Origin of the sequence: Marilutibacter chinensis (assembly GCF_021725675.1) — a bacterium.
Taxonomy (GTDB): domain Bacteria; phylum Pseudomonadota; class Gammaproteobacteria; order Xanthomonadales; family Xanthomonadaceae; genus Marilutibacter; species Marilutibacter chinensis.
In genome coordinates this window covers 99957-121801 of the sequence record NZ_JAKJPO010000015.1, presented here as the reverse complement: position 1 = coordinate 121801, position 21845 = coordinate 99957, and the positions used below count along the sequence as shown (strand labels likewise).

Below are 21845 nucleotides of genomic sequence, written 5' to 3'. Positions count from 1 at the left end.
CGCCCGAGGCCCACGCTTATCAGTTCGAGGACAACCTCGATCAACTGTTCGGGCGCAGGGCGCGAGATCCGGCGTGCGGCCCCTGCTGAATTACGGTGGTGCTGACACCGAGGCGTTATCGGGCGCGCACGCCGGGCTCTCGGCGCTTACAGTAGGGGAAAGCCAAGACATAAGGTGTTAGGCATCAATGGAGGATTCTCGTATGACTCAGCAGTTGATCGAGCAAGCCATCCGTTCCAAGTCATTAGTTTCATTCACCTACAGCGGCCATCCCCGCTTAGCAGAGCCTCACGTCCTTGGCGTCAAAGACGGAGCGGTGCAATTCCTCGGGTATCAGACTGGTGGCTCCAGCAGCTCAGGCGGCCCGCTCCCTGAGTGGCGCCGCTTTGACCTCGCCAGGATTTCCATGCTTTCCATTGCAGACCAGAAATTCCCAGGGCGAAGGCCATTTCCATCCGGCAGGCACAGCGCGTGGGATAGCGAGATTCTTGTGGTTGATGCCTAACAATTCATTCAAGCCGAACCCGCTTCGCGGGTCGGCTTAATTCTGGTGTTAGCCGTCACCAAGGGGGACATCATGGCTCACGAAGTAAGCGCAAAGCTCCACACCAAGGTTGTTGCCAACAAGGATTTGGAAGTCATCGTCAAAACCAGTAGCACCGGAAAGCTCGGCACCCTGCTCATTAGCAAGGGCAATATCGAATGGCTTCCGCGCGGCAACTCCGTCAACAGAAAACGTATGACATGGCAGGCCTTTGCTGATCTCATTGAAGGCAAAGGAAAGACTGTCCGAGTCAAGAAGGCGGCCAAGAGGAAAGCTGCCAAAAAAGCAGTCAAAAAGACATCCACCAAGCGGGCATGACGGCTAACAACTCGTTCAAGCCGAACCCGTATCGGGGCACCGGCTAGGTGCTTTTACGCTACGCTAGCACCTATCCGCCGCCCCGCTACGAGTCGGCTTAACTCTGGCGTTAGGCGCGTAATCGTTTCTTGCCGGCGTAGCGGAATTGGTACATGCACCACCACAGTGGTCCCAGCGGGTTAGCCTTCTGGGTGCAGGTTCAACCCCTGCCGTCGGCGCCTCTTAGAGTCTTGCTCCGCAATCCGCATGCTCAGCATCTTCTCGGCGCAAGGTGCTGGTGGGTGGCGTCCCCGGTGTCAGAGAGTCCCCGGCAGCCCATTCGGTGCCAGCCGGGCTTGGGCCTTCACCTTCGGGTACTCTGGCGCCTAACAATTCGTCCAAGCCGACGCCGCTTCGCGGCGCGGCTTAACTCAGGTGTTAGGCCTCATATGAGCCATTCCCACTCATTCCATTCTTGGCCATTCAATCTCCCAGTTGAGACCGGGGTGTTCACTACTCGGCAAGTCATGGATGGACTTGAGCCAATTCGCGAGGTCTATCATGATCCCGACGGAGATTGGCAATTCCTGTGCGGCACCACGCTCGACACAGCAGACCTCAAACTGGTGTGCCTCGGCTGCATGGTGGAGCGAGATCTCACTATTGGTGAGCTGGCGGAAATGCCGCCAAGCTGGTGTGCCACAAGACAGGCCCCTGGTACCGAGTGGATTCAAGAGCCGTATGAGCCCCGCGAAGATGAGGCCTAACAATTCATTCAAGCCGAAGCCGCTTCGCGGCTCGGCTTAACTCAATCGTTAGGCGGCTACGGAAACTTCGGACATCATCGCGGTGGCAGCTCTTGCAATCTCGTTGCTATCCGGCTGGATTAGCTATCGTGCGCATCGACATTCGGTTCGCGTCGGTGAGGAGGAATCCCGTCTTGCATTCTCGCGCGAGAAGTCGGAGTTTTTGGTGCGAATTGACAAGGCAAGAGCAACGTTCGATCGCCTTGGAGATAGGCTAGAAGGCCTATTGAACGCGATGGATCGTGCGTCAGACAAGTCGCGCGCATCTCTGACAGATGAGGCGGAGCAACTTAAGTCGGATCTGAAGTACCTTGAGGGCTGCAAACGACAGGCATGGTCGCTTTGGGATGAGACTTACGAGATGAATCAGTCAGGCTTGGCGCACCACAAACCTCGCTTTCTGAAGCTCATAGAAGACGACGAACAGTTCGCGAGCGATGCTCAACTGAGATGCGATCGCACGGAAGAAGCTATGGCAAAGGCGGCCACAAAGATCGTTATGTTCACCTTGTAGCCGCCTAACAACTCAATCAAGCCGACGCCGATTCGCGGCGCGGCTTATTTCAGGCGTTAGGCCCCACAGGGAGTTTCATGCGCGATCTTGCCCCAGACATAACCAGACAGCGCTTATTGATCGAGGGCTTCTATACCGTCGCGGTCGATCACGCCTCGGTTGAGGACTACTTGACAGGCATAGCGGCGCATTTGAGCCTGCGGACTTACGGAACACCGATCATCCACTCCCCTGCTGGCGAGGGAAAGTTAGAGAACGCTGGCTTTGATGCTTTCATTCCGCTAATCGATTCGGGGATTTCGCTCTATGTCTGGTCGGAGCGCAAGTTCTTTGCAACGGTCTTGTTTACCTGCAAGGCTTTTGATGTCCGCCAAGCACTCGATTTCACGCAGCGCCATTTCGGCGCTTCGCAACTCGAGCACCGAGAGTTCTAATTGTTCAAACAGGCTGCCGGACGACTGATCGTGCTGGGGCTGCGCTGCAGTGCCTGGGCAATGCGGTGCAGCGACCGCCCTTCCCGCTTGAGCACGGACAGGGGGTATCGTTCCATCTCGGTGAGCTGGTGGTACATCGGGGACCGTCTCTTGCCGGAGTGATCTCCTTCAGTCTGCCAGCTCACCTCTCCATTTCTGGGCACCGCAGGTGTTGCACTTACTTTGTTAACCTGTGGCACCTAACAATTCGTTCAAGCCGAACCCGCTTCGCGGGTCGGCTTAACTCTGGCGTTAGGCACCAGAAGAAAGGACCTCATGAACTGGGGAAAGGTCGTCAGGTACACATTGGCTCTGCTGGTGGCGCAGGTCACTATCGGCTTCGTTGAAGCCTCAGTCGCGCCAACGAGTGTCAATGTCCTACCAGTAAGCTCCCTAGCCTCTCTCTTGGCGGGCGCAGCAATCTTCGCCAACCTCTCTTATCGTCAGGGCCACCGGCCATTTACTCACGCTTGGTCTGTACTCATCCTTCAAGTCATTCTCGGCACCGCACTCTTGCTGGCGTTGGTGGGCAGCTTGCGCGTCAGCTTCCCACCATTGGTACTTCTCGAGTTCGTCGTGCTCGTAGGTGCACTCATAGTGGGCACTACAGTAGGCTCGTACCTTAGGCGCAGAGCAGGACATCCTGCCGGCGCCTAACAGTTCGTTCGAGCCGAAGCCGCTTCGCGGCTCGACTTAGTTCAGGCGTTGGCCGCATTGAAATCCCCCGGTCCGTCCCTACGTATTCATCTGGAACCATGCCCAACGATTGAAATGTTGCCTTCTCGCGCTTTTTGGCTTGCTCTGCTACTGAGCGTCGCTGCAGGAACGGACGCTCATGAAAGTAGCGCGTACCTCCAAGATCTGCAGAACTCGCTCATCGCGTCTTCTGCATCGGACTTCGCGTCCCACGCCCCCCGCCCTGACGGTTTTCGGAATGTCGATCTCCGCTACCGCGAGAACGACCATGGCGCGCGCAGCTACATGCTTTGCGGACAGGTGCGTATGGCTGTTAGCGCCAATGCGGATTGGGTCGATTTCGCCACCATCAAGACAGATCCTTACGAGCAGTGGGTCGGCAGCACAGCCGCCGATATGTGCGCCCGTGCGGTTCCCGTCTCACCTGGTGACATGGACCTCTCCGACGCGCTTCAAACGAAACTTTCCCATAGCACGCATGCAAGCAATCCGTAGGGTGGAGCACCCCGGACTTCGGCCCAACAATTCATGTATGGACTCCCCTCCGTTAAGCATTTTTCGAAATAATGCTCGCGGGAAGCGGAACGGTTGCAGTCGGGTATCCTTCAAGCCGACGCCGCTTCGTGGCGCGGCTTAATTCAAGCGTTAGGCCTTGGAAGAACCACTCATGTCAGCGCCAGAAATCTACTGTCCTTTGTGTGCTTGGCGCCCTGGCGGTGATGATCTTTGGATGTGCACCCGCAATGATTGCGGCACTGAGTGGAATACTTTCTGGACACGTGGCGTATGCCCGGGCTGTTCCTATCAGTGGCGCAACACGCAGTGCTTATGGTGCTATGAATTCTCTCCTCATGAGAGCTGGTATCACTGCCCAGACCCAGCAAGTGGCAAGACCACAGGACACTTGCATGCAACTGAGACCTAACGGTTCGTTCAAACCGAACCCGAATCGGTGCGCCGCCTGCGCGCCTACGCTACGCTAGCACGCAGTCGCCGCCGCGCTCCGGGTCGGCTTAACTCGGACTTTAGGCTACACATGAGCAATCCGTATCAGCCAGCAAAAGCAGCACTCTCGACAACACGGCAACCCTGGCGTCTTGCTCATTCGCTTGCCGCGCTTGTTTCTGGCCTTGCGATCCCGCCCTTGGCCATCTTCCTGACAGCCCGCCTGCTCACTCCTGACGTTCCGCTGGCCCGGAGCAACTCGACATTCTGGGGCTCAGTCGTCTTGGGCAGCGTGCTGGCTGCGGCTGCGGTCCATAGACACAAGCGTATTCCACTGTGGTTGGCTGCCGCTATTGGCCCTGTCATCGTGCTTGTACTCGTCTTGGCGCCCGTGCTGTGGGCAGCGGTGCTGGGTACAGCCTAGTAATTCATTCAAACCCAAGCCGCTTCGCGGCTCGGCTTGATCCTGGCGTCAGGCCACTGGACGGACATGTTCACTTACGGAAGAGACCACGAGAAACAGAGCGAGGCCCGCTATGTTCGGAGAGCCGAGCAGCTCCCTTTGCTCATGGCGGTGATCGATGCCGTCCACGACCTGATCGACGGAGTGGGTTCCGAGGAGCGTCTTGCTTCCAGCATCCGGGATGCATTTGTACTGGGTGGCAGCGGGGTCTGGGAGAATGCGGGAAAGTGGCTCCGCAAGAGCAGCACCGACTATCCAGTCGTTCTCGGTCTCTGGTCAGAGTTCGCAAGCCATGGCCACGCGGAAGTGCGCTTCCGCACAGCCTGTTTCCTTGACGAGATGCCGCAAGACACCTATCGGCTGATCTCGTCAGCACTACTCGTGGACAGGAGCACGAGGGTTGCCCGCATGGCCGCAGCCAGAGTTGCGGAGCGTGGCTCCGGAGCCTGACAATCCGTCCACGCGGCGCGGCCTGATTCAGGCGTCATGGAACCAACGGGATACCCATGAAGAGCAAGTTCCGCTACAAGGCCTGGGCCAATGCAGAGATTCTCGACTCGATCGCGAAGATCGATCCATCTCGACACCCCGAGCAATGGACACTGGCAGTACGCCTCATGCACCACACGTACGTCGTGGATCGCATCTTCGCGGCTCATCTGAGCGGAGAAACGCACGAGTTCCAGGACACGAACACGCCCGAAACTCCCAGCCTCAACCAGCTCCGCGACAGAATTTCCGCATCCGATGAGTGGTATCAGCGGTACGTCAGCCGGATTTCAGGCAGCGAGCTCGCCCAGCCTGTCCCGTTCACCTTCACGGATGGGGATCGCGGCTCCATGACCCGCGAGGAGATGCTGTTCCACGTTCTGGCACATGGTGCATATCATCGGGGCAATGTGGGCATGGCGCTGGCCGCGTGCGGCATCGATCGTCCAAAGGACACGTTCACCCGCTTCCTGCATTTGAATGAACCCGGTCGCCGCAACGCGACCTGACGACCCACTCGAGCCAATGCCGCGTCGCGGTGCGGATTACCACAGGCGTAATGCAACAGGTGCAGCCATGTCGTTGGAAGGGAACGCAACCACGCTTCATGGAAGCTGCCACTGCGGCAGCCTGCGGGTTGAGTTCTCCACCCGCCTCGATCCCGCCGCCATCGGTCCCAGGGCCTGTGACTGCTCCTTCTGCCGCAAGCATGGCGCCGCGTACGTTTCGGATCCGGATGGCCGGCTACGGATTGCGGTCTCGGAAGCTGCCGCCCTGCTCTCGTATCGGCAGGGCTCCGGAGCCGCGAGGTTCCAGCTATGCGCCCGCTGCGGAGTGCTTGTGGCGGTCACCCATGAGCACGACCGTCGCCTGTTTGGCGCAGTCAACGCCGGCTGCCTCGACGATCCGGTTGCGCTTGGCGCTCCCGGCACGGCATCGCCCCAGCTCCTCGGACCCGAGGAGAAGGTCGGCAGGTGGCTGCAGTTGTGGGTCCCGGACACGGAGTTGCTGATCTCCGGCACCTGACGATCGAGACGAGCCACATCGGGCGTTCCGCGCGGATGGCTGGAGAACAGGGCACTGCCCCGGTCGCTGAAGAACGCTTTCCGCCTATTCCGGCGTCGTCGTTTCTCGCGCCTACGGCCGCCAGTTCGCGTTGTTTTCCCAGAACTCGACCGCGCGTCGGTAGGCCTCGCGGTCCAGCGGAACGCCGGAACCGCCCTCCTCCACCCCGAGCGCATTGCGCATCATCGTGATCGGCGCCATCGGGATCTCCTCGGGCTCGGCGGTGTACAGGCAGCCGACGATGCCCCAGTCGCCATCGATCGGTGCGCCCTCCTTCTCCAGTTGCGCCGCGCTGTAGAGGATCACCACGAGGTAGTCTGCGACCGGTGGCTCGACGCCTTCGAACCAGCGCACCAGCACCGGCAGCTCGTCTCTCGTGCGTGCCTCGTAGGCGCTGCGCAGCAGATGGCGATTGGCGTCGGTGACCGGCACGGTCAGGCAGCGGGTCGTGGTCCAGTTGCGGTGCACGTGCAGCTTGCAGAACGGCGCGTAGCCGTCGAGCACCTTCAGCGGCGCATGCGCGTTGAGATGGCGCTCGAACTGCTCCGGCGTGCAGTCCCGGATGGTGTTGCCGCGCGGCTCGCGCGGGAACAGCCGGGTGCGGGCGAATGGCGTCAGGACGATGGTCATTGGGCGCTGGAAGATGCCGATGGACGTGCAGGCGGAACCGTTGCACAGGATACCGCCCGGCGCGCGCCCTACAGCGCCAGCCGCTCGCGCAGTTCCCGCGCCTGCCGTCTCGACACTTCAACTACGCTGCCATCGCGCAGGGTCAGTTCGTAGCCGTCGCCGACCGCCAGGTCGATCTTCCGCACCATCCGCAGGTTGACCAGGGTGTTGCGGTTGGCACGGAAGAACAGTGCCGGATCCAGCCGCGCTTCCAGCGCGCTCAGGCTGCGCGCGATCGTGGCCTTGTGCTCGCTGAACCGGACGCTGGCGTAGTTGCCGTCGACCACGATCCGGCTGACCTCGTCCAAAGTAACGAACCAGCAGCGCTCACCATCGCGCAGGAACACCTGGTCGCCGGCACCGAGAAACGGCCGTTCCGGCGCCGGAGCCGCTCCGCGCTGCGCCAGTCGCTCACGGACCCGCGCCAGCGCCTCGCCCAGGCGCGTCGGGTCGACCGGCTTGAGCAGGTAGTCGAGGGCGTTCGCGGCAAAGGCCTGCAGCGCGTAACGGTCGTAGGCGGTGGTGAACACGACCGCGGGCGCCGTTTCGAGCGCGTCCAGCAGGTCGAAGCCGGAACCGGACGGCATCTGGATGTCGAGCAGCAACAGATCCGGCAGCAGCCGCTCCACCGCCGCACGCGCGGCCGGCACGTCGTCGGCCTCGCCGACCACCTCGACCTCGTGGTGCGCGGCCAGCAGCGTGCGCAGCTCCTGTCGCGCCAGCCGGGTGTCGTCGACGATCAGCGTGCGCAGCGTTGCGGTCATTGCGCGATCTCCAGCCGCGCCAGCACGCGCGGACCGTTCTGCTGCAGTTCGAAACGGTTGCCGGGCTCGCGCGCGAGCCGCGTGCGCAGGTAGGCGAGGCCGACCCCATGGCCGCCGGCCGAGGCGTCCAGCCGCCCCGGGTTGCTGACCTCGATCATCAGGCGGTCGTCGTGCCGCCAGGCGGAAACTCCCAGGTCGCCGCCACCCGGCACGGTCGCGATGCCGTGCCTGATCGCGTTCTCCACCAGCAGCTGCAACAGCATCGGTGGCAGCTGCGCGTCGAGCGCGGCGCCGGCGATGTCGCGATGCACGCGCAGGCGGTCCTCGTAATGCAGGCTTTCCACCGCCAGGTAGTCGTCCACCACCGCCAGCTCTTCGACGAACGCGACCGATTCGCGCTGGCTGTGCTCCAGCGCGTGACGCAGGATGTTGGACAGGCGGGTGACCGCCTCGCGCGCCCGCGCCGGCTCCTCGTTGATCAGCGCCCGCACGTTGTTGAGGGCGTTGAACACGAAGTGCGGATTGAGCCGCGCGCGCAGTGCGTCCAGCTCCAGCACGCTGCGCTGCGACTCGGCCCGCAGCCGCGCGAGTTCGCTCTGCCGGCGCTGCGACAGCAGCTGCCAGCCGCTCCACAGGGCCAGCCACAAGCCCAGGATCAGGCTGGTCTGCACGGTGTAGAGCAGCATCGCACGCGGGCCATAGGCATCTCCGGCAGGCAAACCGACCCAGCCCAGCGCATCGGCCAGCACCAGCACGCTGCGTGCCGCCAGTTGCAGCAGGAATCCTCCCAGCACTACTGCCACCACCAGCCGCCACACCAACGCGAGCGGGGCCAGCGCGAACCAGCCATTGCGCAGTGCCAGCCAGCGCACCACGCCGGTCAACAGCCACAGACCGGCGCCGAGCGCTCCCGCCAGCCACGCCACCAGCGGGATGATCCGGCCTCCTGCGGCCAATGCCTGCAGGCCGAGGATGAATCCGGCGTAGGCCATCGCCGGCAGCAGGTTGAGCAGGGCGAAGCGCAGATCGGTACGGGTCATTGCATTCCCCGGAAGGATGGCGGCGCGGATGGAATGAACTACCGCCCCGCGGCGGGCAGGAAGTCGCGCACCTGCGCCTGCAGCCATTGCGGATCGTCCCACATCAGGAAATGGTAGCCGTCATCGCTGAGCTCGATGCGCGCGCCGTCCAGCTCCGCGTACTGCGTCTTGAAGGTCTGTTCGACCGAATCCCGGGTCGCCCCGAAGCGGGCGTACGCTGCCCATGAGCCCAGCACCAGGGTCGGCACGCGGACTTCGCCGAGCCGCCCGCGCAGATCGAGGGTCAGCATTTCGTACATCGCCTGCGCGGTGGTCGCACGGTCGCTGGCCTCGCCCCAGGCGACCAGGGTGTCGACCCGCCGCGGATCCCGGGTCATCCCCTGCACGGCGTTGACGATGCCGGCCCGGTAGGCGGCCTCGTCCTGCTCCCGCATGCGGGTACGCATCGCCTCGGCCATCGGCCGGGACGACTCGGCGGTGGCCGCCGGGTTCTGCACCGCGCCGAGGAAGGCGAGCGCGTCCACCACGATCACGCGATCGAACGCCGCGGGCCGTTCGACCGCCATCTGCAGCGCGACGAAGCCGCCCAGGCTGTGCCCCATCACCACCGGGCGCTCCAGCTTGCGGACCTCGACGTAGTCGAGCAGGCGATCGCGCATGGCATCCAGCCAGTCGCCCTCCGCCACCTGCCCGATCGCCGGCTGGCCGGCAAAGCCCGGCAGGGTCACGATGTGGCATTGCACATGGTCGGCCTGCAGCGCGGCACAGGTCTCGGTCCAGGTTTCGCCGGCGCTGTTGAGGCCGGGAATCATCAACACCGGCCGGCCTTCGCCGACGACCTCGACACGGATGTCGCGGAAGCCGTGCGTATCGGCCTTCGACTGACCGGAACCGATCGCGGCCATGATGGCGACGGCGATCGCGATCCAGCGCGATACCGGCTTGCAGAACGGGGACGAACTGGACATGTCGCATTCCTCGAAGTGGAGTGGCATCCAGCATGGGCATCGCCACTGCGACCGGGGACAAAAAATGAGGAACGGCCGCCTGGCCGGACGACCGGCGGCCGGGACGGACGGCCCACCGCGCCCCGTATTTGAATATTTATCGCGATGAAGCGATATAATTCCGCGGAAACCACCGCCCCGGCCGGCCCATGATCCCGATCAGCTTCGAGTTCTATCCGCCCAAGACCGATGAGCAGCGCACGCAACTCGACCGCACCGCGGCCAAGCTCAAGGCCCATGCACCGGAGTACGTAAGCGTGACCTTCGGCGCCGGCGGATCGACCCTCAGCCATACCCCGGAAGCGATCCAGCGCCTGGCGAGCGGTTACGGCTACAGCGCCGCACCGCACATCACCTGCATGGGCGGTTCGCGCGAGGAGATCCGTGGCCTGCTGAAGCTGTACAAGGCAATGGGCGCGCGACGCCTGGTCACGCTGCGCGGCGACCTGCCTTCGGGCATGGTCAGTCCCGGCGACCTGCGTTACGCGAGCGAGCTGGTCGAGTTCATCCGCGCCGAGACCGGCGACCACTTCCACGTCGAGGTCGCCGCCTATCCCGAGACCCACCCGCAGGCGCGCGACGCGCACGCCGACCTGGCCCACTTCAAGCGCAAGGTCGATGCGGGCGCGGACGGCGCGATCACCCAGTACTTCTACAACTCGGATGCCTACTTCCGTTTCGTCGACGACGTGCGGGCGGCCGGCGTCGGCATCCCGATCGTGCCGGGCATCATGCCGATCTCGAATTTCAGCCAGATCCGCCGTTTCTCCGAGATGTGCGGCGCCGAGATCCCGCGCTGGATCGCGCAGCGGATGCTGGCCTACGGCGACGACGCGGCCAGCGTGCGCGCGTTCGGTGCCGACGTGGTCGCCCAGTTGTGCCAGCGTTTGATCGATGGAGGTGCGCCGTCGCTGCACTTCTACACCCTCAACATGGCCCGGCCGACCCAGAGCGTCATCGAACGGCTGGCCTGAACGCGGTCCCGGAGCGCTGCCGAAAACCCGACCTCCGTATTACCCGCGACGGGCGCCACGGCGTTAGGCTCGCGGGATGCCATCGCCGCGCCCGTCCGCCGCTCTCCGCTCCCAGCACGCGGCGCCCGTGCTGACCGGGCTGCTGGCTGTCGGCGCCCTGCTCGCGCTGCCGGCGCCCGCGGCCGGCCAGATCCGGCGCTGCACCGCGGCCGACGGCACCAGCGTGTTCACCGACCGTCGCTGCGAGGACGTCGACAGCGTGTCCCGGCGTCCGGATGCCGGCGCGTCGACCGGCCGCTCCGGCCTGTACCGTCCGCGCTGCATGCGCAGCATCGACGAGCTGGTGTTCGAACTGGGGCTGGCCTTCGACAGCCAGGACGCCAACCGCCTGGCCGGGCTGTATCACTGGGCCGGGATGTCCTCCAGCAGCGGTTACGCGGTGATCGAGCGGCTCGACCGGCTGGTCCATCGACCGCTGATAGGCTTCGTGCCGATAATGCCGGCGCCACCGGATCCCATGCCCCTGCCCACGCCCGTGCCGGCCTCGATGGCGGAGCGCGGTGCTGCCGGCGACACGTCATCGCCATCGCCGGCGACGACCGGCGACTGGACCGACTGGGGCCGTCCGCTGCCGTCCGATCCGGAGCCTCCGCCGTCGGCAGACCCACCGCCGGCCTCGCCCGCCCCGCCGGAGCCTTCGCCGACATCCACGCCTCCGCCGCAACGCCCGGTCGCGCTGCGGATCGAGCAGACCCTGTCCGACGGCAGCACCCCGTCCAGCACGGTTTTCGGCCTGACCCGCCACTTCGGCTGCTGGTGGCTGCGCGACTGAGCCGGCCGCCGCATGCAGACACTTGGGCACGGTCGCGGCACGCGGCAGAATGGGCGAGTTTTCCCGACTTCGGATGCCCGCAATGCAGTACCCCGACTGGATCTGGCACAACGGCGACATCAAGCGCTGGCAGGACGCGACCACGCACATCATGGCCCACGGTCTGCACTACGGTTCGTCGGTGTTCGAAGGCATCCGCTGCTACGAGACCCCCGACGGCCCGGCGATCTTCCGCCTCACCGACCACAACAAGCGGCTGTATGCGTCGGCCCGGATCTACGACATGGCGTTGCCGTACGACCTGGACACGATCAACGCCGCCTGCCGCGAGGTGATCCGCCGCAACGGCCTGAGCCGCGCCTACCTGCGGCCGTTCGCGTGGCGCGGTCTGGGCGGCTTCGGACTGTCGGCGGAAACGCCGATCGAGATGGCGGTCGCGACCTGGTTCATGGGGCCGTACCTGGGCGATGAAGCGCTGGAGACCGGCATCGACGCCTGCGTGTCGAGCTGGCAGCGCTTCGCCCCCAACACCATTCCGGCCGGCGCCAAGGCCGGCGGCAACTACCTGTCGGGCCAGCTGATCGCGCGCGAGGCGCGGCGCCTGGGCTTCGGCGAGGGCATCGCGCTGGCGTCGACCGGCCTGCTCAGCGAGGGCGCCGGCGAGAACCTGTTCCTGGTCTTCGACGGCGCGCTGCACACGACCCCGGTCAGTGCCGCGCTGCTCAACGGCATCACCCGCAACAGCCTGATCACCCTGGCCCACGACCACGGCATCGAGGTGGTTGAACGCGACCTGCCGCGCGAGTACCTGTACCTGTGCGACGAGTTGTTCATGTGCGGCACCGCCGCCGAGATCACCCCGATCCGCTCCGTCGACGGTCGCCAGGTCGGCACCGGCAGGCCTGGCCCGGTGACCCGCAGGCTGCAGGAACTGTTCTTCGGACTGTTCGACGGCCGCACCCCCGACCGCCACGGCTGGCTGGAGGCCCTGTAGGCCGAGGTCTTCTCCGATCACGGGAGCTACGGTAGGAGCGGCGCAAGCCGCGATGGAGCTTTCATGGGACGGCTCGATCGCGGCTGAGCCGCTCCTGCGATATCGGCGCGCACCACCCTGGGTCGGGAGGCGATTCGCGTGGGCGCGAGTGGGAGATGGAAACGCGACGGCGGGGAGCCAGAGGTTGCGGTCGCGCCGCAGGCTTTGGGGACTCACGGGCACAGCCGGGGGATCGCGGCTTACGCTGCTCCTACACCCCTCCTACGGGGCTAGCGGGTGTGGAAGCTTAGCGTCGCGACCACGCCCTCGACCTCGCCGGGGGTGACCCGGACGCTCCAGCCGTAGAGGTCGCACAGCCGCCTCACGATCGACAGGCCGATGCCGCCGCCCTGCGAGTGGCCGGCATGGGTGCCGCGGTAGCCGCGCTCGAACAGCTTGGCCGCATCTTCCGCGCTCAGGCCGGGACCGGAATCGATCACCTCGACCGACTCCGGCAGCAGGCGGACGATCACTTCGCCGCGCTTGGTGTATTTGACCGCATTGCCGATCAGGTTGCCGAGCGCGACCGAGACCGCCGCCTCCGGGGCGTCCACGACCAGCTCCGAGCGCCCCTCGATCCGCAGCTCCAGCGGCTTGCCGGCGATCTGCGCGCGGTGGGCATCGAGCAGCTGTTCGGCGAGCCTGCCGACGTCGGTGGCCCCGTGGCCGCGCTCGTTGCGCGAGAGCAGCAGCAGCGCGCTGATCAGGTCGGTGCACTGCGCCTCGGCGCGCTGGATCCGCAACAGCCGGCTGCGGGTCTTGTCGTCGAGATCGGGCGCCGACAGCAGCAGTTCGACCGCACCCTTGACCACTGCCAGCGGTGTGCGCAGCTCGTGGCTGACGTCGGCGTTGAACTCGCGGTCGCGCTGGACCACGTCGGTCAGGCGCGCGGAATAGTCGTCCAGCGCCTCGGCCAGCTGGCCGACCTCGTCGTCCGGGAAGTGGCTGGCGAGCTGGTCGGGCCGCGAGCTGCTGCCCGATTCCTTCAGCCGCGTGGCCAGTTCGGACACCGGGCTCATCACCCGCGAGGCCGCCCACCAGCCGACCAGCAGCGACAACAGCGTGAACACCAGCACCGAGCCATAGATCGCGCGGTTGAACTGCTTCTCGCCCCTGACCGACTGGGTCATGTCGTAGGCGAGAAAAAACCATTCGTTGGGCGTCTTGCGCACCGCCAGCTTGTAGGCGAACGGCGAACCGTCGGGATTGGTGCCGGAGATGTTGTGGATGCCGTCGCCGAGCTCGTACCAGTCCGGCTGCTCGTAGCGCAGCGTCTCGAAGTTCTCGCGCTTGACCACACGCCCGACCATCTGCTGGAAATCGATGCCAGGGGTCTGTCCCGGCGCGGAGTAGTACTTGTCCGCGTAGGCGTCGATGTTGCTGTTCATCACGTCTTCGACCAACTGGTTCTCGACCCGGGTGCGGGTGTAGTTGGTCGCCCACGCGAACAGCGCGGTCAGCCCGAAACCGAGCAGGACGAAGGCCAGGATGATGCGGCTGCGGAGCTGGCGCCGGAACCGCCGGCGGCGGCGCAGGCGCCGGGGCGCTGCTTCAGCCTCGGTCATCGGGCGGTGCGATGCGGTAACCGATGCCATGGCGGGTCTGGATCAGCGGCGTCTCGAAGGGCTTGTCGGCGACCGCGCGCAGGCCGTGGATGTGCACGCGCAGGCTGTCGGAGTCGGGCAGCTCCTCGCCCCACACCCGGGTCTCCAGTTCCTGCCGCGTCACCACGGCCGGCGAGGCCTCCATCAGCGCCTGCAGGATCTTCAGCGCGGTCGGGTTCAACTGCAGCAGCTTGCCCTGGCGACGCACTTCCAAGGTGTCCAGGTTGTATTCCAGGTCGGCGACGTTGAGCACGCGGGTCTGCACGCCGCGGCCGCGCCGCGCCAGCGCGTTCAGCCGCACCTCGACCTCCTGCAGCGCGAACGGCTTGATCAGGTAGTCGTCGGCACCGGAGTCGAAGCCGGACAGCTTGTTTTCGAGGCTGTCGCGTGCGGTCAGCATCAGCACCGGCGTCTGCTTGCGGGCCTCGTTGCGCAGCTTGCGGCAGACCTCCAGGCCGTCCATCCCGGGCAGGTTGAGATCGAGCACGATCGCGTCGAAGTCGTGGACGACGGCCAGGTGCAGCCCGGTGATGCCGTCGGCAGCGAAGTCGACGGTATGGCCGCGATCTTCCAGGAAGTCGCCAAGATTGGCGGCGATGTCCTGATTGTCCTCGATCACAAGTATGCGCATCACGCCTTCCTTCAATGTGGGGTATCGGTGGCAACAGGATTTGGACAGGCGCCGCTGGCATCCGGTTCCGCGACTGTCGGTCACCGCTCAGCGCCGATTCTGCCAGAGCCGTCCGCGAACGCCGCGGCAAGAAAAAGCCCAGGGGCGGGATCGCCGCACCTGGGCCAACAATGCAAAGGGTACTGCCCCGATACCGTAACCCGCTGTATCCAGCCGACTGACTTGGAACCGGCAGAGCTGCGGTCAGGCAAGACTACCCCGGATCCGATTAAGCTGTCGTTAAAGGGTTCGACCTTCCTGCAACTTCGCCAGCAAGATACCGACAAATTCGCCGAAACTGCAGCCATATTCTACTAAAACACGAAATTCCGACTACTGGAGGGCCAATCGATCCAAGGCGACGGGCACTCACATGCTGCGGTCGCGCAGGACGCTTTCCGGGGTGACGTTGCCCGCGGGCAGCGATTCCACGCTGGCCTCCCTCTGACGACGGCGCTCGGCGACGGTCATGCAGGAGCTGGTCACGAACCGGCTTCCCGTCCGCTGTTCGCGCCGGCATACCAGCCGGCTGTCCTCGGCTGCCGCCGTGAGGATCTGGTTCACCGTTTCCTGCTCGTTGAACAGCTCGACCTGCTCGTCCGGCTGCATCTGCACGACCGGGCCGGACTGCTCGATCAGCCGCTGCATCCGGTCCAGCGAGGCCTTCACGCGCATCCGGTCCTCGGCCGTCAACTCGGCATATTTCTCGCCGTCGGCCAGGTCCCGCTCGATGACGGAGCGCTGCGAATCGAAGCTCCGGCTCCCGCGCAGGTCCATCTGCATCGCGGCCGCGTTGCCGGCGACGCCCGCGAGCAGCAACAGGACCAGGGACGGGAGCAAGGGGCGGGAACGGGAAAGACATGACTTCATCGGAAACTCCTTCTCACGGGTGATCGGCGCGTCGATCGGGCGCCGGAACGCCGACGCTACGCCAACGCCGGCCCGCCGCGAGCCCGCTCCTGCGATGCCGCCAGAAACGGCAAAAGCCGGAAGACCAGCCCTCTCCCCGCGCTCAGCCCCGGCGTGCGGCTGCGCGCTTGGCCGCGCGACGCTTGTGGCGGTCGGCCGAGTAGCGGACGATCTCGGTGGCGACGTCGACGCCGGTCGCCTCCTCGATCCCCTCCAGTCCCGGCGAGGCGTTGACCTCAAGCACCAGCGGCCCGCGCGCGGAACGGATCAGGTCGACGCCGGCCACGCCCAGTCCGAGGACACGGGCGGCGCGGATGGCGACGTCCTGTTCGGTCAGGCTCGCCTTCACTCCACGGGCGCGGCCGCCGCGATGGAGGTTGGAGCGGAAGTCGCCCTTGGGCGCCTGCCGCTTCATCGCCGCGACCACCTTGCCGCCGACCACGAAGCAGCGCAGATCGGCGCCCTTGGCTTCGGCGACGAACTCCTGCACCAGGAACTGCGCGTACAGGCCGCGCAATGCCTCGATCACGCCGCGCGATGCCGACAGCTTCTCGGTCAGCATCACCCCGGCACCCTGGGTGCCCTCGTTGAGCTTGATCACGTGCGGCGGCGGACCGAGCATCGACAGCAGGTCGTTGGTGTCGTCGGGGTTGTCGCCGAACACCGTGGCCGGCAGGCCGATACCCTGGGCGGCGAGCATCTGGTGGCTGCGCAGCTTGTCGCGCGCGCGCAGGATCGCGTCGGACGGATTCGGAGTGAAGGTGCCCATCAGCTCGAACTGGCGCAGCACCGCGCTGCCGTAGCGGGTCACCGACGCGCCGATGCGCGGGATCACCACGTGGTACCCGCTCATCTCGCGGCCCTTGTAGTGCATCTGGAAGCCGTCGGTGGCGATCCGCATGTAACAGCGCAGCGGATCGAGCACGCGCACGGAGTGGCCCTGTTCGCGCGCGGCTTCGGCCAGACGCCGGGTCGAGTACAGCTTGGTGTTGCGCGACAGGATCGCGAACTTCATGGCGGCGACATCCGGTGCGACGACTTCATGGCGGCGTCATCGGGGAACATGGGGACGGCGATGAACGGTGGCACCGTCCGCCGGGGGACGGCCGTGGAGAAAGGAGCGTGCCGGATCGATCGTGAACGTCGGGGCGATGGCGGTGCGTCCCAGCAGCATCGGGAACAGCATGCCGCGCCGGTCCGACAGATTGATTTCAATCTCGCGCTCGATGCCGGCCAGGCGCATGGTCGTGCACAGGAACACCCGGCGGGTGGTATGGCCACCGGAGTCGGTCACCTCGCGCTCGTCGAACACCGGCGCGACCGCTTCGACCGCGCGGATGCCGGCCTCTCCGTCCGTGTCCGGTCCCGCGCCCGGGGTCAGCGCGAAGCCGACCCACGGCGCCCCGCCCTCGACGAAACGCCATTGGCGATCGACATGCAACGCCGAACTGCGCGCGCCGCTGTCGACCTTGGCGCGGACCGCATCCAGACCGAGCGCCGGCAGCGCGACCCATTCGCGCCAGCCGAGCACGATGCTGGCAGCCGCCGGCGTCGGTGTCGGGTTCGACATCGGATCTCCTGGAGACGTTGGACGCTGCCGCAGCCGCGCAGCGCGACGGATGGGGGCCGGAACGAACGACGGCGGCCCCGTCCGCTAGGAATCGGGGCCGCCGCCGGAAACTGGAGCGGGTGATGGGAATCGAACCCACGCCATCAGCTTGGGAAGCTGAGGTTCTACCATTGAACTACACCCGCATGCGGCAGAGTCTACGCTCCGCGCCGGCCTCCAGGCAACGCGTCGGACCGGCGCCCGGGACAGGCGCCGGCCCTGCTTCGCGGCCGACCGGCTCGTGCAACGACCAACCGGTCAGAACCCGCGACCGAGGTTGAGGAACACCGAGACCGTGTCGGTCCCCTCGCGGGCCACCATTCCGGACAGGCCGACATCGGCATCCAGACCGAACATCCGGCTGCGCGCGCCCACGGTCAGCGTGCCGTAGTCGTCGTCGATCCGCAGCCCCGGCACCGCATAGGGCGCGGCGGCCGGCAACGACTGCAGACGCGCGAACGCCTCGTCGTCGCGGTCCTCGAACTCGTGCTCCCAGGCGACCCGCGCATACGGCGCGAGGTGCTCGCCGGCCTGGACCTGGAACTGCCAGCCGACGCTGCCGACCAGCGAATCGATGTCCTGTTCGGCGTAGGCCAGCGAGGTCGACAGCGATGCCTGGTTCTCGGCCAGTTCGTCGATCTCGATCGTCTGCGACACCAGCGAGACCACCGGGCCGTGCCGCAGCGCGCCGTGGACGAACTCGTAGCCGGCGTCGACGGCGACGGTCAGGTTGCTGCCGTCGGCCGAACCGCGATGCTGGCGGGTCGCCTCGCCCAGCGCGACCTTGCGGTCGAAGTCGTAGCTCGACCAGCTGTAGCCGAGCTGTCCGGTCACCCACGCGCGCTCGCCACGCCAGCCGAGATAGCCGCCGAGGCTCGCATCGTCGTAGGAAAACTCGCCATGGTCGCGACCGAAGTCGAGGGTCTGTCGGCCGTAGCCGAGATAGCCACCGTAGACCAGGTTGCCGCTGCGCCAGTCGACGCCGGCCATCAGCGCCGGCCCCAGTCCCTCGGCATCGACCATCAGCCCCGCATCCTCGTCGAAGCGCTGGTAGTCGCCGCGCAGGTCGGCCCAGCCGCGCATGCCGTCGCCGTCCGCACGCCCGTCCAGTTGTGCGGAAACGCGTCCGGCGCGGGTACGGCCGGTCAGGCTCTGCGCATGTGACATCAACGTGGCGTGGCGTGGCGCCTCGAGGATCGAGACCGCGTAGTCGGCCAGGATCCCGTGCGCCTTCGACGAAGGGTGCACGCCGTCGGCGAAGGCGTGGGTGTCGGCGGCGTCGGGGGTCACGTAGGTGCCCGGATTGCAGGTGACCGACTGCGCGGTGATCTGCGGCTGGCAGGCGGTGCCGGTGACGTTGCTGAAACCGTAGGCCGTCGGATCGGCGACGATCTCCTGCAGCAGGTGGAAGGTGTCCATCGGGATCACCCGCAGCCCGGCGCCGGCCAGGCCGTTGAACAGCGCGTCGTTGTAGCTCATCGACAGTTGGGTGCCGATGGCCGAGGCCTGCGCGCCCTGGGCGAGGAAGCCCGGGGTGCGGCCGATGTCGGGGATCGTCGGCACCAGCACGTAGCGTGCGCCGGCCGCCTGCAGGCTGCCGACCAGGCCGATCTGGGTGGTCACCGCAGCGCCGATCGTCTGCTCGGGCGGCGCGCCGGCGGTCACCGCGAAGATGTCGTTCGCGCCACCCCAGACCGTGTACAGCGCATTCGGATCGGCGCGGCCGCCGGTGCTGGCGAGATAGTTGGAAACCTGGGTGGCCAGCGACGGCGTCGGGCCGAGCGCACCCACGCTGTCGGTACCGACACGGGCACCGCCGACCGCGTAGTTGGTGCCGCCCTGGTTGGCGCTCCACGCCTCCGCGTCGTAGAAGTCGGCCAGGTATTCGGACCAGACCAGGCCGGGGTTGGTGGTGAAGCGGCCGAGGATCGCGGCACCCGGACCGGCCTGCTGGACCAGCGCCGGGCGGTAGTGGCCGGAGTCGGTCAGGCTGTCGCCGAAGAAGATGGTCTGCGAATAGGTCTGCGCCATGACCGGCGCGGCGGCCAGCGCCAGCGCGGTGGCTAGCAGGGTGCGTGCGGGTGTCTTCATCGATGTCCCTATGTGAGTCGGTGGTCAAGCCAAAAGGAGGTCGTGCGGGATTGCCGACGGATGCGCCAGGCGCTGTATCGCCGGTCGTCGCGTCGGAGCCGGTGAGCCGGCAATGGCGGCCGCCGGCATACGCCGGCGGATGGACACAGCAATACCGCGCACGCGGTCGCGATTCACGCCGCAGTGCGTCATGAATCCGTCATAGACCGCCGCATCCGGCGGCCGCCGCACGGCCCGCTCGGGCCTCGGAGCCGGCCGCCGGCTTCACACCCGCCGTCGCGGGCAGGACAATGGCCGCATGGAGATCATCCTCAACGGCGAGACGCGCCGCACCGACGCCACCACCATCGCCGCCCTGGTCGAAAGCGAGGGCCTGGCCGAACGCCGCGTCGCGGTCGAGGTCAACGGCGAGATCGTGCCTCGCAGTCGCCACGCAGGGCACCTGCTGCGCAACGGCGACCGTGTCGAAATCGTCCACGCCCTGGGCGGCGGGTGAGCGGCCGCCTTCATTGGCGCATACGCCAATGAAGCTCCCGAAGTTTGCGTTGCAAACTTCGGGCCCCAGGCCATGCCTCCAATCCCCGCTCGCGCCTGCAGTGCTCACCGCCCCCTTACCAAAGGGGCGCAAGGCGCCGGCGACGTGCCCGTAATCCAGCGGCCGGACCGGCCAGGCTCGTCGCAGCCCACCGCAAGACTTGCAGCAGATGTGATAATGCGCGGATGAACGCCCCCCACCGCACCGACCCGCTCGTCATCGCGGGCAAGACCTACGCCTCGCGCCTGCTCACCGGCACCGGCAAGTTCAAGGATCTCGAGGAAACCCGCCTGGCGACCGAGGCCGCCGGCGCCGGGATCGTCACCGTCGCGATCCGCCGCACGAACATCGGGCAGAACCCGGGCGAACCGAACCTGCTCGACGTGCTGCCGCCGGAAAAGTTCACGATCCTGCCGAACACCGCCGGCTGCTACACCGCCGACGACGCGGTGCGCACCTGCCGGCTCGCGCGCGAGCTGCTCGACGGCCACAACCTGGTCAAGCTGGAGGTGCTCGGCGACCAGAAGACCCTGTTCCCCGACGTGGTCGCCACCCTCTCCGCCGCCGAAACCCTGGTCCGGGACGGCTTCGAGGTGATGGTCTACACCTCCGACGACCCGATCCTGGCCAGGCGGCTGGAGGAGATCGGCTGCGTCGCGGTGATGCCGCTGGCCGCGCCGATCGGCTCCGGCCTGGGCGTGCAGAACCGCTACAACCTGCTGGAAATCGTCGAGAACGCGAAGGTGCCGGTCATCGTCGACGCCGGCGTCGGCACCGCCTCCGATGCGTCGATCGCGATGGAACTGGGCTGCGACGGCGTGCTGATGAACACCGCGATCGCCGGCGCGAAGGATCCGGTGCTGATGGCGCACGCGATGAAGCTGGCGGTCGAGGCCGGCCGCGCCGCGTTCAAGGCCGGCCGCATCCCGCGCAAGCGCTACGCCTCGGCCTCCAGCCCGGTGGACGGGCTGATCGCCTGATGGCCGGAGAGTCCGACAAGCCGTCCGGCGACGAGCCATCCGACAGCACCGCCGGCGACGGCCGTACCGGCGGCGGCAAGGCCCCACCCAAGCCGTTCACCGTCCACGAAGGACGTCGCCAGATCCGCAGCTTCGTGCTGCGCCAGGGCCGCTTCACCCCGGCCCAGCAGCGCGCGTTCGACGAACTCTGGCCACGCTTCGGGCTTGACTACGAAGGCCGGCTGCGCGATTTCGACGCGGTGTTCGGCCGCGCCGGCAAGCGGGTGCTGGAGATCGGCTTCGGCAACGGCGAGGCGCTGCGCTTCGCCGCCGGCCAGGACCCGGCCCGCGACTACATCGGCATCGAGGTGCACGCCCCCGGCGTCGGCCGCCTGCTCAACGCGCTCGCCGAGGACGGTGCCGGCAACGTCCGCCTCTACCATCACGATGCGGTCGAGGTGCTGGAGAACGAGATCGCCGACGGCAGCCTCGACGAAGTCCGGATCTACTTTCCCGACCCCTGGCACAAGAAGCGTCACCACAAGCGCCGGCTGGTGCAGCCGGCCTTCGCCGCGCTGCTGGTACGCAAGCTCGCAACGGGCGGGCGCTTGCACCTCGCCACCGATTGGCAGGACTATGCGGAACATATGTGGGACGTGCTCGACGCTACAGGGGGGCTGAGCAATCGCGCCGGCGCGCGCGGCTCGGTACCGCGGCCGCCGTGGCGCCCGCAGACGCACTTCGAGACCCGCGGCCAGCGGCTTGGGCACGGCGTCTGGGACCTGCTGTATGACAAGGGCTGAAGAGCAAGGGCCGAGGGCCGGCGGGGCAAGACGTGTGCCTGCCGCCCCTGTGCG

The 21845-nt window shown here is 66.2% G+C and carries 23 protein-coding genes, 2 tRNA genes and 1 pseudogene; 14 read left to right on the top strand and 12 right to left on the bottom strand.

Annotated elements, in window-relative coordinates; translation table 11 throughout:
- Nucleotides 1-550: 550 nt before the first annotated feature.
- The 4 genes from L3V18_RS16700 to L3V18_RS16685 all read left to right on the top strand — a co-directional run bounded on the left by L3V18_RS16700 (nt 551) and on the right by L3V18_RS16685 (nt 2595).
- On the top strand, nt 551-862 hold the full coding sequence (locus L3V18_RS16700; protein ID WP_237056423.1) for a hypothetical protein: 312 nt from the start codon (nt 551-553) through the stop codon (nt 860-862).
- Nucleotides 863-992: 130 nt separating this feature from the next.
- Nucleotides 993-1080: transfer RNA gene (locus tag L3V18_RS16695), tRNA-OTHER, on the top strand.
- 610 nt (nt 1081-1690) lie between these two features.
- The gene (locus L3V18_RS16690) at nt 1691-2161 is read left to right on the top strand and encodes a hypothetical protein (protein WP_237056421.1); all 471 of its coding nucleotides are present in this window, start codon (nt 1691-1693) and stop codon (nt 2159-2161) included.
- Between the two features lie 77 nt (nt 2162-2238).
- Nucleotides 2239-2595 carry an S-adenosylmethionine decarboxylase gene (locus L3V18_RS16685; protein WP_237056419.1) on the top strand — a complete coding sequence of 119 codons (357 nt, stop codon included), beginning with the start codon at nt 2239-2241 and terminating at the stop codon, nt 2593-2595.
- A 20-nt stretch (nt 2596-2615) separates the two neighbouring features.
- Here L3V18_RS16685 and L3V18_RS16680 read toward each other — a convergent pair.
- Nucleotides 2616-2732, bottom strand: a pseudogene (locus tag L3V18_RS16680) (helix-turn-helix domain-containing protein); the annotation flags it as partial.
- 1634 nt (nt 2733-4366) lie between these two features.
- Between L3V18_RS16680 and L3V18_RS16675 the strand changes: the two are divergent.
- From L3V18_RS16675 to L3V18_RS16660, 4 genes are all read left to right on the top strand, one after another.
- Nucleotides 4367-4699 carry a hypothetical protein gene (locus tag L3V18_RS16675; RefSeq protein WP_237056417.1) on the top strand — a complete coding sequence of 111 codons (333 nt, stop codon included), beginning with the start codon at nt 4367-4369 and terminating at the stop codon, nt 4697-4699.
- Between the two features lie 144 nt (nt 4700-4843).
- Nucleotides 4844-5188 carry a hypothetical protein gene (locus L3V18_RS16670; RefSeq protein ID WP_237056416.1) on the top strand — a complete coding sequence of 115 codons (345 nt, stop codon included), beginning with the start codon at nt 4844-4846 and terminating at the stop codon, nt 5186-5188.
- A gap of 56 nt (nt 5189-5244) precedes the next feature.
- Nucleotides 5245-5736 carry a DinB family protein gene (locus L3V18_RS16665; RefSeq protein ID WP_237056414.1) on the top strand — a complete coding sequence of 164 codons (492 nt, stop codon included), beginning with the start codon at nt 5245-5247 and terminating at the stop codon, nt 5734-5736.
- Nucleotides 5737-5803: 67 nt separating this feature from the next.
- Nucleotides 5804-6253 carry a GFA family protein gene (locus L3V18_RS16660; protein ID WP_237056412.1) on the top strand — a complete coding sequence of 150 codons (450 nt, stop codon included), beginning with the start codon at nt 5804-5806 and terminating at the stop codon, nt 6251-6253.
- Nucleotides 6254-6364: 111 nt separating this feature from the next.
- On the opposite strand, the gene L3V18_RS16655 is transcribed toward L3V18_RS16660, so the two are convergent.
- The 4 genes from L3V18_RS16655 to L3V18_RS16640 all read right to left on the bottom strand — a co-directional run bounded on the left by L3V18_RS16655 (nt 6365) and on the right by L3V18_RS16640 (nt 9733).
- Complete coding sequence (locus L3V18_RS16655; protein ID WP_237056410.1) at nt 6365-6922, bottom strand: DUF3228 family protein; 558 nt, start codon at nt 6920-6922, stop codon at nt 6365-6367.
- Between the two features lie 68 nt (nt 6923-6990).
- Complete coding sequence (locus tag L3V18_RS16650) at nt 6991-7725, bottom strand: LytR/AlgR family response regulator transcription factor (RefSeq protein ID WP_237056409.1); 735 nt, start codon at nt 7723-7725, stop codon at nt 6991-6993.
- Nucleotides 7722-8765, bottom strand: a complete 1044-nt coding sequence (locus L3V18_RS16645; protein WP_237056408.1) for a sensor histidine kinase — start codon at nt 8763-8765, stop codon at nt 7722-7724. The genes L3V18_RS16650 and L3V18_RS16645 overlap by 4 nt, the downstream gene beginning before the upstream one ends.
- Nucleotides 8766-8803: 38 nt before the next feature.
- Nucleotides 8804-9733 (bottom strand): alpha/beta fold hydrolase, encoded by a 930-nt coding sequence (locus L3V18_RS16640; RefSeq protein WP_237056407.1) that lies wholly within the window; start codon nt 9731-9733, stop codon nt 8804-8806.
- Between the two features lie 188 nt (nt 9734-9921).
- On the opposite strand from L3V18_RS16640, the gene metF reads away from it, so the two are divergent.
- The 3 genes from metF (at nt 9922) to L3V18_RS16625 (ending at nt 12572) form a co-directional block, all read left to right on the top strand.
- The gene (gene metF, locus L3V18_RS16635) at nt 9922-10746 is read left to right on the top strand and encodes a methylenetetrahydrofolate reductase [NAD(P)H] (RefSeq protein ID WP_237056406.1); all 825 of its coding nucleotides are present in this window, start codon (nt 9922-9924) and stop codon (nt 10744-10746) included.
- Nucleotides 10747-10873: 127 nt separating this feature from the next.
- Nucleotides 10874-11578, top strand: a complete 705-nt coding sequence (locus L3V18_RS16630) for a hypothetical protein (protein WP_237056405.1) — start codon at nt 10874-10876, stop codon at nt 11576-11578.
- Between the two features lie 73 nt (nt 11579-11651).
- Nucleotides 11652-12572: a branched-chain amino acid transaminase gene (locus L3V18_RS16625; RefSeq protein ID WP_425493551.1), complete on the top strand. Its 921-nt coding sequence runs from the start codon at nt 11652-11654 to the stop codon at nt 12570-12572.
- A 269-nt stretch (nt 12573-12841) separates the two neighbouring features.
- On the opposite strand, the gene L3V18_RS16620 is transcribed toward L3V18_RS16625, so the two are convergent.
- The 7 genes from L3V18_RS16620 to L3V18_RS16590 form a co-directional block, all read right to left on the bottom strand.
- Entirely contained in the window at nt 12842-14176 is a 1335-nt protein-coding gene (locus L3V18_RS16620; protein WP_237056403.1) for a sensor histidine kinase, read from the bottom strand.
- Nucleotides 14163-14846, bottom strand: a complete 684-nt coding sequence (locus tag L3V18_RS16615; protein ID WP_237056402.1) for a response regulator transcription factor — start codon at nt 14844-14846, stop codon at nt 14163-14165. The genes L3V18_RS16620 and L3V18_RS16615 overlap by 14 nt, the downstream gene beginning before the upstream one ends.
- 408 nt (nt 14847-15254) lie before the next feature.
- A complete protein-coding gene (locus L3V18_RS16610; RefSeq protein WP_237056400.1) occupies nt 15255-15704 on the bottom strand; it encodes a hypothetical protein in 450 nt (149 codons plus the stop codon).
- Nucleotides 15705-15897: 193 nt separating this feature from the next.
- Nucleotides 15898-16809, bottom strand: coding sequence for a 30S ribosomal protein S6--L-glutamate ligase (rimK, locus tag L3V18_RS16605; protein ID WP_237056398.1), 912 nt, complete (start codon nt 16807-16809; stop codon nt 15898-15900).
- Between the two features lie 36 nt (nt 16810-16845).
- On the bottom strand, nt 16846-17364 hold the full coding sequence (locus L3V18_RS16600; protein ID WP_237056396.1) for an ATP-dependent zinc protease family protein: 519 nt from the start codon (nt 17362-17364) through the stop codon (nt 16846-16848).
- 111 nt (nt 17365-17475) lie between these two features.
- Nucleotides 17476-17549: transfer RNA gene (locus L3V18_RS16595), tRNA-Gly, on the bottom strand.
- A 112-nt stretch (nt 17550-17661) separates the two neighbouring features.
- The gene (locus L3V18_RS16590; protein WP_237056393.1) at nt 17662-19494 is read right to left on the bottom strand and encodes an autotransporter domain-containing protein; all 1833 of its coding nucleotides are present in this window, start codon (nt 19492-19494) and stop codon (nt 17662-17664) included.
- 298 nt (nt 19495-19792) lie between these two features.
- Between L3V18_RS16590 and thiS the strand changes: the two genes are divergently transcribed.
- From thiS to trmB, 3 genes are all read left to right on the top strand, one after another.
- Nucleotides 19793-19990 (top strand): sulfur carrier protein ThiS, encoded by a 198-nt coding sequence (thiS, locus tag L3V18_RS16585; protein ID WP_237056391.1) that lies wholly within the window; start codon nt 19793-19795, stop codon nt 19988-19990.
- 224 nt (nt 19991-20214) lie between these two features.
- A complete protein-coding gene (locus L3V18_RS16580; RefSeq protein ID WP_237056389.1) occupies nt 20215-21009 on the top strand; it encodes a thiazole synthase in 795 nt (264 codons plus the stop codon).
- Complete coding sequence (gene trmB / locus L3V18_RS16575; RefSeq protein ID WP_237056387.1) at nt 21009-21791, top strand: tRNA (guanosine(46)-N7)-methyltransferase TrmB; 783 nt, start codon at nt 21009-21011, stop codon at nt 21789-21791. Before L3V18_RS16580 ends, trmB begins: the two co-directional genes overlap by 1 nt.
- Nucleotides 21792-21845: the final 54 nt, after the last annotated feature.

Coding starts and splice junctions, on each gene's coding strand:
- L3V18_RS16685 (WP_237056419.1), top strand. CDS start 2,239: ATGCGCGATCTTGCCCCAGACATAACCAGACAGCGCTTATTGATCGAG.
- L3V18_RS16675 (WP_237056417.1), top strand. CDS start 4,367: ATGAGCAATCCGTATCAGCCAGCAAAAGCAGCACTCTCGACAACACGG.
- L3V18_RS16670 (WP_237056416.1), top strand. CDS start 4,844: ATGGCGGTGATCGATGCCGTCCACGACCTGATCGACGGAGTGGGTTCC.
- L3V18_RS16665 (WP_237056414.1), top strand. CDS start 5,245: ATGAAGAGCAAGTTCCGCTACAAGGCCTGGGCCAATGCAGAGATTCTC.
- L3V18_RS16660 (WP_237056412.1), top strand. CDS start 5,804: ATGTCGTTGGAAGGGAACGCAACCACGCTTCATGGAAGCTGCCACTGC.
- L3V18_RS16655 (WP_237056410.1), bottom strand. CDS start 6,922: ATGACCATCGTCCTGACGCCATTCGCCCGCACCCGGCTGTTCCCGCGC.
- L3V18_RS16650 (WP_237056409.1), bottom strand. CDS start 7,725: ATGACCGCAACGCTGCGCACGCTGATCGTCGACGACACCCGGCTGGCG.
- L3V18_RS16645 (WP_237056408.1), bottom strand. CDS start 8,765: ATGACCCGTACCGATCTGCGCTTCGCCCTGCTCAACCTGCTGCCGGCG.
- L3V18_RS16640 (WP_237056407.1), bottom strand. CDS start 9,733: ATGTCCAGTTCGTCCCCGTTCTGCAAGCCGGTATCGCGCTGGATCGCG.
- metF (WP_237056406.1), top strand. CDS start 9,922: ATGATCCCGATCAGCTTCGAGTTCTATCCGCCCAAGACCGATGAGCAG.
- L3V18_RS16625 (WP_425493551.1), top strand. CDS start 11,652: ATGCCCGCAATGCAGTACCCCGACTGGATCTGGCACAACGGCGACATC.
- L3V18_RS16620 (WP_237056403.1), bottom strand. CDS start 14,176: ATGACCGAGGCTGAAGCAGCGCCCCGGCGCCTGCGCCGCCGCCGGCGG.
- L3V18_RS16615 (WP_237056402.1), bottom strand. CDS start 14,846: ATGCGCATACTTGTGATCGAGGACAATCAGGACATCGCCGCCAATCTT.
- rimK (WP_237056398.1), bottom strand. CDS start 16,809: ATGAAGTTCGCGATCCTGTCGCGCAACACCAAGCTGTACTCGACCCGG.
- L3V18_RS16600 (WP_237056396.1), bottom strand. CDS start 17,364: ATGTCGAACCCGACACCGACGCCGGCGGCTGCCAGCATCGTGCTCGGC.
- L3V18_RS16590 (WP_237056393.1), bottom strand. CDS start 19,494: ATGAAGACACCCGCACGCACCCTGCTAGCCACCGCGCTGGCGCTGGCC.
- thiS (WP_237056391.1), top strand. CDS start 19,793: ATGGAGATCATCCTCAACGGCGAGACGCGCCGCACCGACGCCACCACC.
- L3V18_RS16580 (WP_237056389.1), top strand. CDS start 20,215: ATGAACGCCCCCCACCGCACCGACCCGCTCGTCATCGCGGGCAAGACC.
- trmB (WP_237056387.1), top strand. CDS start 21,009: ATGGCCGGAGAGTCCGACAAGCCGTCCGGCGACGAGCCATCCGACAGC.